This is a genomic window from Shewanella sp. ECSMB14102, from assembly GCF_000813075.1.
Classification (GTDB): Bacteria; Pseudomonadota; Gammaproteobacteria; order Enterobacterales; family Shewanellaceae; genus Shewanella; species Shewanella indica.
Map to the genome: position 1 here is coordinate 60,600 of NZ_JWGX01000029.1, position 15,830 is coordinate 76,429.

Genomic DNA, 15,830 nt, shown 5'->3' on the forward strand with positions numbered 1-15,830 from the left:
ATTAAGCAATACTTACCCTTTATAATCAATGACTTGCACACAAGACCAGCTTACTCCCTCTCTTGTTGTGCAGATGTGATCCAAGGCGGGTTTCGATGTTAAAGAGTCAAAAAACCAACAGCCCATCGGCAAGAGACTTGAGCCAAGCAGTAACGGCAGCGACAATGAGCCACTTCGTTAAGCAAGGATCTGCTATGAATTACAGCCTCTTTTTACTCACTCTCTTGCTGCTGGCTGGTTGTCACTCTGAGGTGCAACTGCCGATTAAAGCTGACAAGCTGGAGCCAATCCACTGCCGGGAAGTAAAGGATGACAATGGCGCCCTGGGTTATTACCTCGAAGACTGCATTGACGGATACCGAGGAGAACCCTTCAGCGGCATTGCCATTTGGGGAGCGCCGGATCGCCCCAGCTATAGCGCAGCCCAGTTCAAGGATGGCCTGCGGCATGGCTACAGCTTCAGCACATCCGCGCCGCCCGAGCGTCTACTAAACCAAAGCGCTTGGTATAAAAATGGCAAGTTGCACGGTTGGCAGCTGAACTTTCAATACCAGCAAACTCAATTACGCAGCCGGGAGTTGTATCGAGACGGTGAGCGCCAAGAGCTCTGGCTCTACGATAGCCAAGGCCAACTCGACAGTTTCAAGCGTTTCGACCAGGGTACAGTGATTGAATTCATCTCCTATGAGCAGGGACGGGAGCGAAGGAAACAGTTCAAACGGGACGGCGAGAAATTCACTGTCTGGAAAAGCTATTTCCCCGATGGCTCATTAAAGAACTTCAGTGAGCATCTGGATGAAGAAAATCTCAGAAAACTCAAGGAACAAGGTTACTACGCCAACGGCCGGCTCAAGTTGGACTACCTGTTCGACCGTCGGCAGCGCACCGCAGTGCAGCACACCTTCTGGCGCAATGGCCAGCGCCAGTCCGAGCAACATTATGGTTTCTTTCCTTCGATAGCCGCCGATGGCATCTGGCTCAGTTATTGCGAGAGCAATGGCGCCTTGAGCAAACGCACCCCCTACAGTCGAGGCGCCAAGCAGGGCGAGGAACAGCTCTTTCACTGCAATGGTCAGCTACAGGTGAGCAAACGTTTCGACCGGGACAAGCTCATACCACAGACCCTGAGCTACTTCGATGAACAGGGGCGCAACTATCTGCAGGAAGATATAGGCACGAATGGCAAGGTGCTGCATACCCGGGTCTATGATGAACAGGGTAAACTAACCTACCAAGATTGACATAATATTCAATCAGTTGGACTTATCATCCAGAGATAATAAAGCTCTTTTTCAAATGCGGCTTGCTTATCCCAGCACTGAATTCTAAAATATCTTCACATCAAGATACTTTAAGAAAAGAAATGTCCTACTTAATCGCACTCTTGGCTCCCGTCTTCTGGGGGACCACCTATGCCCTGGTCAGCCTGTACCTGCAGGATATGTCCCCTTTCTGGGTCGCCGTCTGGCGTGCCCTGCCTGCCGGGATCCTGTTATTGCTGCTGCGACCCAAGCTGCCTTCGCTCGCCTGGAGCAAAATACTCTTGCTGGCATTTTGTAATATCGGCGCCTTCTTCGCCTTGCTGTTTATGGGCGCCTACCGCCTGCCAGGCGCCGTGGCTGGCACCCTGGGGGCCACACTGCCACTGATGTTTCTGCTGCTGGCCTGGCTGCTTGATGGCCAAAGGCCGGCATTGAAGTGGACCTTGCTGGCACTGCTGGGACTGAGTGGAGTGATCTTGTTGCTCAATCCTTCGGCCAAGCTGGACATGATTGGTGTGCTCTGCGCCCTGAGTGCCACTCTGCTGGTGGCTCAGTCATCCCGTTGGATGCAACGCTGGCAAACCGGCGATCTTCTGGTACTAAGTACTTGGCAGTTGTTGCTCGGCGGCTTGATGCTGATCCCGCTGGCCTGGACAGTGGCCGGGGCTCCCACACTACCGGAGCCCAAGACCTGGCCCGCCATCGCTTGGCTGGCCATCTTCAGCACGGCGCTGAGCTACTGGGCCTGGATCTGGTCCATCAAACATCTGGGACCGCAAATCATGGGCATGATGGCCTTGATCAACCCTGTGGTGGCCGTCTCGCTCGGGGTGTTTTTGGTCGGCGAACAGCTGGACAGCTATCAATGGCTGGGGATCGGCCTGATCATGTCGTCACTATTGCTGATGAAACTTCCTGTTCCGGCTATCTGGTATCGCCTGCGCCCCAGCCGGCGCTGAAACTCTCCTGATATAAGAGCCCTGTTTGGCCCCTGAAAAAGGGGCCAAGGGTTCGGCTTAACTGAATTTAGCAAAATAAGGAAATGGACTATGAGCTCATCAAAATGGCAGCCTGTGTGGCTGATCCTGACCTTAATTATTCTCGGCCTCAACCTGCGCCCCAGTATGGCGGCCATAGGCCCACTGCTGGAGGCTATCCGGACTTCCTTGCCCCTCAGTTACAGTTCCTTGGCACTGCTGACCATGCTGCCCGTGATGACCATGGGAGTCGCTATGTTTATCGGTGCCAAGCTGGCCGCCAGACTGGGAGAGCGCCAAACCCTGCTACTGTCGCTGCTACTGATTGGCTTGGCTAACCTGGCTCGGCTCTGGGCCGGCAGCGGCCTGCAACTGCTACTGACCGCAATCATTGCCGGCTTAGGTATCGCCCTTATTCAGGCGCTGCTGCCCGGAATGATCAAGCGCAGCTATAGCCAGCATATTGAGCGTTACATGGGGATTTACGTAACCGCCATCATGGGTGGAGCGGCCCTGGCTGCTGCCATTAGCCCTTGGCTTGAGCACAGGTTTGGTCATTGGCAGTCGGCGCTGGCCTTCTGGGCTCTGTTGAGTCTGCCGGCGATGCTATTTTGGTTCTGGGGCAAACACGGCCTGCACCCCCTGGGCTTCAACAAGGCAGCAGCAAAGAAGACTTCAGGAAAACCGGGAGTTAGCCCAAGTGTGGGCATAGGCAGCTTTAGCCGCATTCCCAGGGCCTGGCTGTTGGGACTTTTCTTTGGCCTGAGCACAGCATCCTATACTTGTGTGCTCGCTTGGTTGGCGCCCTTCTTTATCGACTTGGGCTGGCAAGCCACTCAGGCAGGGCTATTGCTGGCGTTTCTGACGCTGATGGAAGTGGTCGCAGGCCTGTTGCTGCCGACGCTTGCGGCTCGCAGTCATGACAGAAGGCCACTGCTATGGCTGTTACTCCTGTCTACAATTGGCGGTTTTATCGGGCTGGCGTTGATGCCACTGGCCCTGCCCTGGTTATGGGCTGCGCTGCTGGGAATAGGCATTGGTGGCCTCTTCCCCTTGAGTCTGATTGTCACTTTGGACCATCTGGACGACTACAGTCAGGCGGGACAACTGACGGCCTTTGTTCAGGGGATAGGTTACCTGCTGGCATCCCTGTCGCCTCTGCTGGCGGGTTATCTCAAGGACAGCTCCAGCAGCTTCACGCTTTCCTGGTTGCTGCTCGCGGCTGTGTCTATGGGCATGCTGGCCATTGCCTGGCGCTTTGATCCCAAGCGCCACAGTCAGCACTTCGCCCTGTTGGCCCAGTGAATCGATTTGCCGGGTGGAAAATTGTTAACCGCCCGGCACTCAAGCAGACTCAAATGAGGTAGAATGGTGTCCCTCTTGTACCATTCTGCTGTCAAAGCAAAGTAACGTGAATCTATCCTATCTATTCCAGCACCTGCTGCAATGGCTGCCTGATCGTGCCGATCTTCCTGAAGGCTTACGCATAGGGCTGCCCATGATGGCGGGCCTGTTGCTGTTTTCGTTTCTCGGCGACAGTGCCAGCGGCGTCAACGCCCTGATCTGTGCCTGGCTGGTCGGCGTCCAGGGACGCAACCTGGCTTATCCCAAACGAGCCGGGCTGCTGAGCAAGTCGGCATTCCTTTGCTGTATCAGCAGCGCTCTGGCCTTGCTGAGCCTGATCCATCCTTGGCTGGGAATCAGCGTACTCGGCACCATAGGCCTGTTATATGGCCTCAGCTCAAACCAAAGAAAATACATTCAGCTGCTGACCTACAACGCCGGCTTTTGCCTGATCTGCGGCCTGCACCTGCTGGAGTCGGGTACCGACTGGAAGATGTTGTTGCTCTCAAGCCTGTTCGGCAGCTGGTTGGCAGTCATCAGCGCCGTCGTCGCCGGGCCCTGGATGGCGATACGTCAAGGCGAACAGCTGCTGGCCAGTGTGCAGCGCAAATTCGGCTTCTGGTGCAATATACTCAGCCACTCGGACGCCGCCAATGTCGGCCAGCGTCTGGCCTTGCGGGAACAGCTCGATGATGCCATCGCCGTACTGGCCCACTGGCTGCTGGAAATGCCGGATAAAGCCGAGGTGCAACGCATCGCCTGGCAACTGGAGTCGAATCTTATCCTGATAGAAACTCTGGAGAGTATAGGCAGGCTGCAACAAAATGATGCCGCCAACCCGGCACTGCAGCAGTATTTGACCAATTTTGCCAACGATCTCAAGACCCACAGGGAAAAAGGCATCAAGCCGACGCCGCCGCCCTTGGGTGACAAGCCGCAACCTCTGTTATTGGATGCCGCCAACCGCCTGGCCTTGGCGCTGGATCCCCAAAGACCGCTGGCAGCCGACTGGCGCGAGCGCCTGGAGCTTATCTGGCCTTCCGATGCCCAAAGCGTTCGCAGTCAATGGCGCAAGGCCTTGGTGAAACACTCGCGGGAATGGCACCACGGCCTGAGAATTCTGTTCACTCTGCTGTGTTGTCAGGCCGTGGTGGAACTACTGCAACTGCCGCAGGGGTATTGGGTGACGCTCACCGCCTACATAGTGCTGATGGTAGCGCCGCTCGGGCAGTTGCAGGCCAGGATCTGGAGCCGCTTCTATGGCACAGTGCTCGGCTCTGTGTTGGCACTGGGGCTTATCTGGTATCTGGGTGCCGGTAGCTGGTTATTACCGGCCACCTGCCTGAGTGCCTTTCTGGCCTTTGCCACTTTTTACAAGGCCAGATACGAGATCCATGTATTCTGGCTCACCATGCTGATGGTGTTTGCCATCACCCTGTTGTTGCCAAGCGACCCCTATATCGCCTTCTACCGGGCGCTGGACACCTTTACCGGCGCCCTGATGGCATTTCTGGCGATGCATCTGTTTATTCCCAGCTGGACCCGGCGCTGGCTCGACAGCTATGTGTGCCACTTTATCGAGCTGGAGCGGGCTTGGCTTGCCAGTATCAATGCAGGTAAAGCCGACAACGCCCTGCGCTGGCAGTCCCATGCGGCGCTGAGGCAACTGGGGCAAGAAGTCGGCTTTTTGAAGCTCGAGCCCAACACAGGCCAGCGGGAGCTGCAGGACTGGCAGAGTTTTCTCTGGCTTGGGCTGACGCTGCACTGCACCCTGGTGTTGGTGGCACGCCAGCAGCAAAAGCCGCCGCTGCATTTGGCAGAGCAGCAGTTGGCGGCCTGGCCCCAGCTGTTTCGCCAGCGATTCTTGGTAACAGAGATGCATCAATCCGAGTCTAGGCCAGCGCCCAATTCAACAGATGCGCCAGCGCAGCTGTCAGCCAAACAAGCTGAAGCGATTCCCACTTGGGTAATGCAGGATATCGCCCATCTCTATGCTTGGCTTGACTGGCAACGTCCCTACGCCCTAGGCGGCAATACTCACGGCTGACAGGAGTTCAAGATGTACGATTTTGAATTTTACAATCCAACCCGCTTGCTCTTTGGCCGTAGCAGCCTGGAGCAGTTGGACACTCTGGTGCCCAACGATGCCAGAGTGCTCTTGCTCTACGGCGGCCAAAGCGCCAAACGCAATGGCACCCTGACCCAAGTCGGCCTAGTATTGGGTCAACGTGTCTGCGCCGAGTTCGGCGGCATTAGCCCCAACCCCGAGTACCACCAGCTGTTGCAGGCGGTAGAGCAGATAAGGCAACAAAAGCTGGACTTTATTCTCGCCATCGGCGGCGGTTCCATCATAGATGCGGGCAAGTTTATTGCCGCCGTCGTGCCCTATCAGGGAGAGCCCTGGGAGATACTGGAAACCGACGGTCGCCACATTGACCAAGCTCTGCCGCTCGGTACTGTGCTGACCCTGCCGGCCACGGGCTCAGAGATGAATAACTGCGCGGTGATCAGCAATAGCACTCTTGGCCTCAAGCGCTCCTTTCGTCATCCCTCGGTGTTTCCCCGCTTCTCTGTGCTGGCACCACAACTGAGTTTCAGCCTGCCGCAACCACAGGTTGCCAACGGCGTGGTGGATGCCTTTGTGCACGTGACCGAGCAGTACCTGACTTACCCGGTCGACGCCAAGGTACAGGACAGGTTTGCCGAAGGCCTGCTGCTCACTCTGATAGAGGAAGGCCCCAAGGCGCTGGCAGAGCCCGAAAACTATCGGGTGCGCGCCAATATCATGTTCAGCGCCACCATGGCGCTCAACGGCCTGATCGGCGCCGGTGTTCCGCAAGACTGGTCGACCCATAAGCTGGGTCACGAACTGACGGTGCGCCACGGCCTGGATCATGCCGTGACCCTCGCCATACTGCTGCCGGCCATGCTGCGCCTGAGAAAAGCAGCCAAACACGCCAAGCTGCTGCAGTATGCCGAACGGGTCTGGCAACTCAGCGACGGCAGCGAAGAACAACGCATAGATGCAGCCATAGAGCAAACCCGGCTGTTCTTTGAATCCATGGGAATCAAGACTCACCTCAGTGACTATGGCATAGGCCACGAGGCCATAACGCCGCTGCTGGAAAACCTTGAGCGCCAGGGCCTGACCCAACTGGGGGAAGACGGCCGGGTCGACCTTGAGCTGAGCCGACAGGTTTTTCAGGCCAGCCTTTAAAGGCAGTGATTTTTGCCAATAAACAGGCTAATCTGAAACAAGTTCACAACTGCATAACAAGGGAAGTCTTTATGCGTACTCTGATGATAATCAGCCTGGCACTGCTGTCGCTGGTTGCCCAGGCGACTGTCTATAAGTGGGTCGATAAAGATGGCAAGGTGCATTACAGTGATGAACCCACCCCCCAAGCCCAGGCAGTGGAATTCACCGACAAGACCCAGAATCAAATAAGCTTGGAAACGCCTAAAGCTCTGCCCGATCCCATAGAAGTGGAACAGGTCGGCTATGGGTTGAAGATACTTTCACCACAGCATGAAGAAACCATTCGCGATAACGCCGGTGATTTTCAGGTTCAGGTAGAAGTAGAGCCGGAGCTGGCATCGGGTCATTTTCTGCAACTCTACATAGATGGCATCTCCACCAGCGATGCTCAGCGCAGCAATCTCTTCCAGCTCAAGGACATCGACCGCGGCGAACACACGCTGCAACTCAAGGCGGTGCAACAAAACGGCAAAGTCCTTGCATCCAGTAGTCCCATAACCATTTTTCTGCACCAAGCCGGACTGATGCAACCCGCCTTCCCGGCTCCCGGGAAGGGCCCCAAGCCAAGTAACTAATTTTATTTCAATGAATTAGCTACTTTGCATTTCGAGTTAGTCCACAGAGTTGTTGGCTTGCGGCCTGCACCGAATTGGTGCACCATTATGGTGCAATCCTGCTATGGGAAACTCTATGGACACAAATATCCTGCTCAATCATCTGGCAACTGCCGTTCTGGTCATCGACAGTGACCTGCTCCCCAGCTATGCCAACGCCGCTGCCGAGCAGTTGCTGGGCGTCTCCCGCCACAGGTTGCAGGAGCAGGTACTGACAGAGCATCTGCATGCCATAGGGGTTGAACCCAGGGTGCTGCAAAGCGCAGTGCTGGAACGTCAGGGGCTGACGGTCAATACCGCCCAACTCATCAGCCTGGATGGCCAGCACCACACTGTAGATATGACACTGATCCCTCTGGAGCAGGGAGAACAGCTCAAGCCCTTGAGCCTGTTGGAACTCAGGCAGGTGGATCAGCAGCGGCGTATTCACCAGCAGTTGACTCTGGATGCCCAGCAGCAGGCGGCCCAATATCTGGTGCGCAACCTTGCCCATGAGATCAAAAACCCGCTGGGTGGACTGCGCGGTGCGGCGCAGCTGTTGTCCCGCGAGCTTAGCGAGCCGCAGCTCAAGGAGTTCACCACACTCATCATAGAGCAGGCCGACAGGCTGCGCGCCCTGGTAGACCGATTGCTGGGGCCACAGAAACCATCGCAGCACAAGCTGCAGAACATACATCTGGTACTGCAAAAGGTGATCAATCTGGTGAGTGTGACCCTGCCGCAACAGATACATCTGCGTCAGGATTACGACCCATCCATTCCAGACTTGCCTATGGATGAAGATCAACTGCAACAGGCAATCCTCAACATAGTGCAAAATGCAGTACAAGCCTTGGAGCATCAGGGCGGCGATATCATGATCCGCACCCGCACCGCCCATCAGGTCACCATAGGTAACCAGAGACACAAGTTGGTGCTGGTGCTGTCAATCATAGACAACGGCCCGGGTATCGCCCCGGAACTGGTGGATACCCTGTTTTACCCCATGGTCACAGGCCGTAAGGACGGTAACGGCCTGGGGCTATCCATCGCCCACAATATTGCCAGGCTCCACGGCGGCCGTATCGACTGCGATTCGGCCCCGGGACACACAGAGTTCAGCCTGACATTGCCGATCAACAACCACAGCGGCTAACAAGAGAGGAAACAATATGAGTGAACAGGTTTGGATCCTCGATGATGACAGTTCAATTCGTTGGGTACTGGAACGGGCACTGCAAGGCGCCAAACTCAGCTGCGCCAGCTTTGCCGCCGCCGAGTCACTGTGGCAGGCGCTGGAAATCTCCCAGCCCAAGGTCATAGTCTCGGATATCCGCATGCCGGGGACCGATGGCCTGACCCTGCTGGAACGTATCGGCCTGCATTATCCCCATATCCCGGTGATCATAATGACGGCCCATTCAGATCTCGACAGTGCCGTCAGCGCCTATCAGGCCGGGGCGTTCGAGTATCTGCCCAAGCCCTTCGACATAGATGAGGCGATTGCCCTGGTGGAGCGGGCGCTCAACCATGCCACAGAGCAGGCTCCTGCAGCGGCCGAGCCTCAGGTCAAGGCACCGGAGATCATCGGCGAAGCCCCCGCAATGCAGGAGGTGTTTCGCGCCATAGGCCGTTTGTCGCGCTCATCGATCAGTGTGCTGATCAACGGTCAGTCCGGTACGGGTAAAGAGTTGGTTGCCGGGGCACTGCACAAACACAGCCCACGCAAAGACAAACCCTTTATCGCCCTCAATATGGCGGCCATCCCCAAGGAGCTGATCGAATCCGAACTGTTCGGCCACGAAAAAGGCGCTTTCACCGGCGCTGCCAGTGTGCGTCAGGGGCGGTTTGAGCAGGCCAATGGCGGCACCCTGTTTCTCGATGAGATAGGCGATATGCCACTGGACGTACAGACCCGGCTGTTGCGGGTACTGGCCGATGGCCAATTCTATCGGGTCGGCGGCCACTCCCCGGTGCAAGTCGATGTCAGGATTATTGCCGCAACCCATCAGGACCTGGAACAACTGGTACTCAAGGGGGGCTTTAGGGAAGACTTGTTCCACCGCCTGAACGTGATTCGAGTTCATCTGCCACCGCTGTCGCAGCGGCGGGAAGACATTCCGCAGTTGGCACGCCATTTCCTGGCCAGTGCCGCCAAAGAGATAGGGGTAGAGGCCAAAATACTCACCCCGGAAACCGCCGCCAAGCTGCAGCAACTGCCTTGGCCCGGCAACGTGCGCCAGTTGGAAAACACCTGCCGCTGGTTGACCGTAATGGCTTCAGGCCAGGAAATTATCCCTCAGGATCTGCCGCCTGAGCTATTCAAGGAGCCCAAGGCAACTCAAGGCAGTGCAAACCCGTCCCAGGATTGGCAAAACGCCCTCAAATTGTGGCTGGATATGCGCCTGTCACAGGGCGAGAGCGATCTACTGACCGAAATCCAACCCGCGTTTGAGCGCATCTTGCTGGAAACCGCGCTGGAGCATACCCAGGGCCACAAACAGGAAGCCGCCAAACGCCTGGGATGGGGCCGCAACACCCTGACCCGCAAGCTCAAAGAACTGGCGATGGACTGAAACCTCATAAAGATGGGAATATGGCCCAAACAAGCCCAAGGGTGAAGGTTATTAAGAGAGGATTTTGGCGCCCAGACGCAGGGCCGCCAAACTCAGGGAATAGCCCCAACGGATCAGCCCCCTGCGTCTGCGATCAGGCAAGAGTGGCCAACTGGAACCATCGGCTGCAATCAACTCGGCGCGCCAAAGCGGTAAAGAGATGATCTCCAGTCGGTAGTCTTGACCATTCAAGACTATGGTTTGCCGTCTTGGCAAACCATAGAGGCGCTGACAAAAACACTGTTGCCCCTGCCATTCAAGTTCCAGACGACTGCTTAATGGATAATACCGACAGTGCAGCTCACCCCCTTCGAGATTCAACCTCTGTTGTTGCATCCATGCCATGACAGTGCCCTCTACACAGGATCCTGGTGAATAATCACCTCGGCATGGTCAAAGTCGGCGCGGATCCGCTCGCCTGTGGCCACGGCAATATCGTGGGCCTGTTGCAGGCTCAGCTCTTTGTCCAACTCCAGATGCAGTTGAATAAAGGTGGTCTTGCCCGCCTGACGGGTACGCAGGTCATGAATGCCACGCACTTGAGTATCCTGCTCGGCCAATTGCCGAATGCGCAGCCGGGTTTCATCATCCAGCTCCCTATCGAGCAAGGCCTGAATCGAGCGATACCCCAGCGACCAGGCCTGTTGACCTATGTAGAGGGCAATCAATACCGCGAACAGGCCATCGGCCCACCACCAGCCATATTGCGCCAAGACCAGCGCCAAAAGCACGGCGCCATTGAGAAACAGATCTGACTTATAGTGCAGGGCATCGGCTTCGACCACTGTGCTCTTGGTGGCCGCCAAGGCCCGTTTTTGCAGTAATACCAAAGCCAAGGTCAGCACCATGGCGATAATGGATACCACAATACCTAGAGTGGCATGGGTCAAAGGCATGGGATTGACCAGGCGCTCGCCGCCGTGAAACAGCAGCAGGAATGCCGTCCCCATAATAAAGGCCGATTGCGCCAAAGATGCCAGAGGCTCAGCCTTGCCGTGACCATACCTGTGCTCCTGATCGGCAGGGACCAGGGCATAGCGAATGGCAATAAAGTTAACTATGGATGCCAGGGCATCGGCAAAGGAGTCGGTCAGGGAAGCCAACATACTGGCCGACCCGGACCAGAGCCAGGCAGCCAGTTTTATCAGGATCAGGGTAATCGCGGTCGCCACAGCGGCGCGGCTCGCCAATTTAACCCAAAACTCGTAGCGGGAAGTCGGTGTCATTCAAGGGCTCAGCGGTCGGGAGTCACTGAGCCCATAGTAGCAGATTTAATTTGCCGCTGGCCCGAAACAATCACCACAACGGTAAGGACCTTCTTTGAATTTCGCTTGCTGTTCAGGTGTCAGCAAATTATAAATTTGATTGTGTAACTTCATGCGCTCCAACATATGTTGTTCACGCACTTGCTGACGCTGCTCGATAATCTTTTTGGCCTTGGCTTCATCGAAGTTGCCTGAGGTCATCAGTGCCTGCATTTCGGCTCTGTGTGCTGCTCGGGTTTCCTTGTCAGGACGTGACATGCTGCTTCTGTGTTGTTCCATCAACGCCTGGATCTCTGTTTTCTGGGCGTCGGTCAGATCCAGACCTCGCAGGCCATACATGCCAAAATGGCCCTTGTCACCTTTCATGTGGTGGTGATAGCCGCGCTCACCCTTCATGTGATGGTAGCCACGCTCGCCCTTCATGTGGTGATAACCACGGTCGCCGTCACGGTGCGGACAATCGCTGTAGCCGTCACCGGCTTGTACCGCACCAGCCATCAGAGTGGTGCCGGCGATCAGGGCCAGCAAGCTTGCTTTGATTGAAGTCTTCATATGGATATCCTCGTTCTCGGTCGGGAAGTATTTGACGTCTTCCAGTCTAGTCCTCTATGTGTAAGTGTGGGTTCAAACTGAGTAAAGCACTGTAAAGCTTGGTTATCCGGGTTGAAGATCCGTATCTTTACCCAGACTTACACAGCTAAACCGCAGTTGACTCAAAAGCGGGTATACTCGGCAGAGAGAAATTGTGTGAGGCGTATAAATGAGCCGGATTTTATTGATAGACGATGACCTGGGCCTGGCAGAACTCTTGGGGCAATTGCTGGAGCTGGAAGGCTTTGAGCTGACACTGGCCCATGATGGTCAGAGCGGCCTGGAACTGGCGATTGCCAATGATTACGACCTGATCCTATTGGATGTGATGCTGCCCAAGCTCAATGGCTTCGAAGTGCTCAGGGAGCTGCGTGGCAAGAAACAAACCCCCGTGCTTATGCTTACCGCCCGTGGCGATGAGATAGACAGAGTGGTTGGCCTGGAGATAGGCGCAGACGACTATCTGCCCAAGCCTTTCAATGACAGGGAACTGGTTGCCAGGATCCGCGCCATCATACGCCGTGCCAATATCACCCCGCAGGACATTCCCCAGAGCGGTATTCAAACCATAGGCGATCTCAGCCTGGACTCTGCCCGTCAGGAAGCCTATTGCAATGAACAGTTACTGCTGCTGACCGGTACTGAGTTCAGCCTGCTCTATACCCTGGCCAATCAGGCCGGCGAACTGATCAGCAAAGATGAGCTTAGCGAAACCGTGCTGGGCAAAAAGTTGATGCCCTTTGATCGCAGCCTGGACATGCACCTTTCCAACCTGCGCAAGAAACTGCCGGAACGCAGCGACGGTCGCCCCAGGGTCAAGACCATACGTGGCAAAGGTTATATCTGGATCCCCTGATGAAATCATTTTCCCTGCCCAATCGCCTCTTTATCAAACTGCTGCTGGGCTTTTGGCTCTGCAGCAGCCTGATCATTCTTGCTGTTGGCATGCTGCCGCTGCTGCAGCAAAACCATGACAGGGCCCCAATGCCGCCTAAACTGCGGGAGGTCTTGTCTCAGGTCGCCGATGAGCTGCAACAGGAACCGGCCAAGTTGAATGGCCGCTTTCTGCACCATTGGGAGCGCAGACGCAGCATGGAAGGCAAGCCAATTCGCATCTATCTGGTCAATGAGCAGGGACAGATAATCAACACTCACAGAGTGTCCAAAGGCATGCGCCGCTTTATGTTGATGGCAGAGGAAGCCAACGCGCCGATTTCACACCAGTTTCGCGATGAACTGATATTCGGCCCATTCGATTTTAAGGTTAACGGCACTCCCTATGCCCTTTATGGCCGGTTGCCGGATCACCACCCCATGCCCTGGTTCTTTTTCTTTATTGAACACAAGTTATTGACATTGTCGCTGGCGATTCTGCTTTCAGGGTTGCTCTGTGGTTTGTTGGCCTGGCACCTGGGCAAGCCGCTGCGTTCGTTGAAACAAAGCGCCAACGCCCTGGCGCTGGGACAATTGAACAGCCGGGTCGACGATGCCACAGCCGGACGCCACGACGAAATCGGCGAACTGGCCCAGGCCTTTAACAGCATGGCGGCCGCCATCGAAACCATGGTCAATAATCAGCAGCGACTGATAAGCGACATCTCCCATGAGCTGCGAACTCCGTTGACCAGACTGCAATTGGCACTGGCTCTGGCGCGCAAGAAGGGTATGGCCGGAGATGAAGCCGAACGTATCGCCTACGAGGCCGACCAACTGGAAAAAATGATTGCCGAGCTGCTGGAACTTTCCCGGGTGAAACTCAAGGCACAGGACAACAAACTGAAAGTAGGCTTGGCCGAATCATTGAGCCAGGTACTGGACGATGCCGAATTTGAAGCCGAACAGCAACAAAAAGAGCTCTGCATCCTGATACCGGAAGAACTGGAGTTGCCCATCTACCCAAGACCGCTGTCGCGGGCGATTGAAAACCTGCTGCGCAACGCCATTCGCTACTGCCATGCCCAGGTAAATATCTGCGCCGAGACCAAGGGGCCATGGGTAGAGATAAGCATTACTGACGACGGCCCGGGTATTGAGGAATCTGAGTTGGAGGCTATTTTCAAGCCCTTCTATCGACCGCATTCAGCCAGGGAAAGAGAGAGTGGCGGTTGGGGTCTGGGGCTGGCCATTGCCGATGCCGCAGTGCAAGCCCACGGTGGCCATATTCTGGCAAGCAATCGCGCCCAAGGTGGGCTCGAGGTCGTCATCCATTTGCCACACGCCTGAGCCCCTCGGGCTCACCTTCCAAAGAGGATTGGCGGCATACATTGTGCTCAATCATGTTGATATGTGACTGCATAACCATTAAACATCTATCTCTGCAGATAATGATTATTAGGGGGGCCAAAAATACGAGGGGCTGGCCCATAATCGCCCCTGAAAAGCCAGTCGCAACACTTCCTCGCAAGGTGAAGCACTGCGCCCCCGCTAAAGCATCTCTTCTGAAAGAGATGGCACAAAGCACAGCTTTACTTTAGTCAATATTTTAATATTGGAGCTAGACCAACATAGGACCAATTGCGTTGAAAACCCACCCTATAAGGGTGAATGACATCAGTAAAATCGTAAAAACAATCGCTAACAAGCGCCATTGCATCACCTGCTTAAGCAAGATAAATTCGGGGAAGCTGGCGGCAACTGTGGCCATACAAAAAGCCAATGTTGTCCCTATAGGAAGACCATTGATGATGAGGCTTTCCATAATAGGAATAACCCCAGTCGCATTGGAATAAAGCGGAATACCTATTAACACAGCAACAGGCACAGACCACCATTGACCATCACCCAAGTGAGTTTCAATCCAACCATCCGGAACAAACCCATGAAGTGCCGCGCCAAGCCCAACGCCGATAATGACCCATTTCCATACCCGAGAAAAAATCGCTTTGGTTTCACTTTTGGCAAATTGATGTCGTTCCGATAAAGTCATCAGTGGGGCCGATGCTTCTTGTTGATTATTAGATAAACCCGCCTGTAATTTCCCTCTTTCAAACGCCTTGGCTGCAAAGGACTGTAGCCAACGCTCAGCACGAACAGCATCCAGGAAAGCCCCTGCAAGTATACCCACTGACAGACCTACACCTACATAAATCATCGTAAACTTCCACCCCAATAAGCTTACCAACAGCAGAATGGCGACCTCATTAATTAAGGGTGAAGTAATAAGAAATGCCATAGTGATGCCGACAGGAATGCCTGCGGAGGTGAAACCTAGAAACACCGGAATACTTGAACAAGAGCAAAAGGGGGTCACCGCACCAAAACTTGCTCCCAGAAAATAACCGACAAAGCGATTTTTACCCGCTAAATAATCCCGAACACGTTCAACATTAAGTGAGGCTCTCACCAAGGCGATGACATAAATCATCAGGATCAACAGCGCGAAAATCTTAGTGGTATCTTCAATAAAAAAGTGTATTGCGTCAGCCAGCTTGGTCTCTGGAGGAATGCCTAACAATCCAAAAGTTATCCAAGTCGCCAGGTCAGAAAAGAGGTGCATCATGATTTACCACCTTTGAGCTGTGGCTACATTATTAGGGAAGGTGTCGCGAGGGCTTATTCGCACCTTCCTTAGATGGAAAGCCGGAGAAGAAGTCGCTTATTCCGGCTTGGCTATGCTCTACACTTAAGATTCAATGTGTGCCAGCATTAACGCCTTGATCTCCGCTGGACTGGCAAGACGACCTGTCAACTTAACTTGTTCATCTATAACCAAAGCCGGAGTCGACATCACACCGTACTCCATAATTTCTTCGACATCTGTAACTTTAACTAGCTGATAATCAAGGTCTAAAGAATCCGCCACAGCAGAACAAGTTTCAGCCAGCTTTTGGCATTTAGTACAGCCAGACCCTAACACTTTGATTTTAAACATAACACCACCTATCATTTGGTTATTTAGCCAAATGATAGGTAAGAAACCACTTC

Annotated in this window: 15 protein-coding genes; 10 read left to right on the forward strand and 5 right to left on the reverse strand. The window is 54.7% G+C overall.

Annotation, left to right across the window (positions count from 1 at the left end; all coding sequences use genetic code 11):
- The first annotated feature begins 194 nt into the window (after nt 1-194).
- The 8 genes from RC73_RS11110 to glnG all read left to right on the forward strand — a co-directional run bounded on the left by RC73_RS11110 (nt 195) and on the right by glnG (nt 10,011).
- Complete coding sequence (locus RC73_RS11110) at nt 195-1,241, forward strand: toxin-antitoxin system YwqK family antitoxin (RefSeq protein WP_039034700.1); 1,047 nt, start codon at nt 195-197, stop codon at nt 1,239-1,241.
- 122 nt (nt 1,242-1,363) lie between these two features.
- The gene (locus RC73_RS11115) at nt 1,364-2,221 is read left to right on the forward strand and encodes a DMT family transporter (protein WP_039034701.1); all 858 of its coding nucleotides are present in this window, start codon (nt 1,364-1,366) and stop codon (nt 2,219-2,221) included.
- Between the two features lie 90 nt (nt 2,222-2,311).
- On the forward strand, nt 2,312-3,544 hold the full coding sequence (locus RC73_RS11120; RefSeq protein ID WP_039034702.1) for a cyanate transporter: 1,233 nt from the start codon (nt 2,312-2,314) through the stop codon (nt 3,542-3,544).
- A 106-nt stretch (nt 3,545-3,650) separates the two neighbouring features.
- The gene (locus RC73_RS11125) at nt 3,651-5,630 is read left to right on the forward strand and encodes an FUSC family protein (RefSeq protein ID WP_039034703.1); all 1,980 of its coding nucleotides are present in this window, start codon (nt 3,651-3,653) and stop codon (nt 5,628-5,630) included.
- A 12-nt stretch (nt 5,631-5,642) separates the two neighbouring features.
- Nucleotides 5,643-6,800 carry an iron-containing alcohol dehydrogenase gene (locus RC73_RS11130; protein ID WP_039034704.1) on the forward strand — a complete coding sequence of 386 codons (1,158 nt, stop codon included), beginning with the start codon at nt 5,643-5,645 and terminating at the stop codon, nt 6,798-6,800.
- Between the two features lie 71 nt (nt 6,801-6,871).
- On the forward strand, nt 6,872-7,417 hold the full coding sequence (locus RC73_RS11135) for a DUF4124 domain-containing protein (protein ID WP_039034705.1): 546 nt from the start codon (nt 6,872-6,874) through the stop codon (nt 7,415-7,417).
- A gap of 115 nt (nt 7,418-7,532) precedes the next feature.
- Complete coding sequence (glnL, locus tag RC73_RS11140; protein WP_039034706.1) at nt 7,533-8,591, forward strand: nitrogen regulation protein NR(II); 1,059 nt, start codon at nt 7,533-7,535, stop codon at nt 8,589-8,591.
- 16 nt (nt 8,592-8,607) lie between these two features.
- Nucleotides 8,608-10,011, forward strand: a complete 1,404-nt coding sequence (glnG, locus tag RC73_RS11145) for a nitrogen regulation protein NR(I) (RefSeq protein ID WP_039034707.1) — start codon at nt 8,608-8,610, stop codon at nt 10,009-10,011.
- 51 nt (nt 10,012-10,062) lie between these two features.
- Here the strand turns inward: glnG and RC73_RS11150 are convergent, their stop codons facing one another.
- Genes RC73_RS11150 through RC73_RS11160 form a run of 3 tightly spaced genes read right to left on the reverse strand, consistent with a single transcriptional unit; the run spans nt 10,063 to nt 11,867 of the window.
- Nucleotides 10,063-10,395 carry a hypothetical protein gene (locus RC73_RS11150; protein WP_152608435.1) on the reverse strand — a complete coding sequence of 111 codons (333 nt, stop codon included), beginning with the start codon at nt 10,393-10,395 and terminating at the stop codon, nt 10,063-10,065.
- A gap of 11 nt (nt 10,396-10,406) precedes the next feature.
- Nucleotides 10,407-11,276 (reverse strand): cation efflux pump FieF, encoded by an 870-nt coding sequence (gene fieF, locus RC73_RS11155; RefSeq protein WP_039034709.1) that lies wholly within the window; start codon nt 11,274-11,276, stop codon nt 10,407-10,409.
- A gap of 45 nt (nt 11,277-11,321) precedes the next feature.
- Complete coding sequence (locus RC73_RS11160) at nt 11,322-11,867, reverse strand: Spy/CpxP family protein refolding chaperone (protein ID WP_052248145.1); 546 nt, start codon at nt 11,865-11,867, stop codon at nt 11,322-11,324.
- Between the two features lie 208 nt (nt 11,868-12,075).
- On the opposite strand from RC73_RS11160, the gene RC73_RS11165 reads away from it, so the two are divergent.
- Nucleotides 12,076-12,762: a response regulator gene (locus RC73_RS11165; protein ID WP_039034710.1), complete on the forward strand. Its 687-nt coding sequence runs from the start codon at nt 12,076-12,078 to the stop codon at nt 12,760-12,762.
- Nucleotides 12,762-14,129: an ATP-binding protein gene (locus RC73_RS11170; RefSeq protein ID WP_039034711.1), complete on the forward strand. Its 1,368-nt coding sequence runs from the start codon at nt 12,762-12,764 to the stop codon at nt 14,127-14,129. The genes RC73_RS11165 and RC73_RS11170 overlap by 1 nt, the downstream gene beginning before the upstream one ends.
- A gap of 271 nt (nt 14,130-14,400) precedes the next feature.
- Here RC73_RS11170 and RC73_RS11180 read toward each other — a convergent pair whose 3' ends face one another.
- A complete protein-coding gene (locus RC73_RS11180; protein ID WP_039034713.1) occupies nt 14,401-15,405 on the reverse strand; it encodes a permease in 1,005 nt (334 codons plus the stop codon).
- Nucleotides 15,406-15,528: 123 nt separating this feature from the next.
- Nucleotides 15,529-15,777: a thioredoxin family protein gene (locus RC73_RS11185; RefSeq protein ID WP_039034714.1), complete on the reverse strand. Its 249-nt coding sequence runs from the start codon at nt 15,775-15,777 to the stop codon at nt 15,529-15,531.
- Nucleotides 15,778-15,830: the final 53 nt, after the last annotated feature.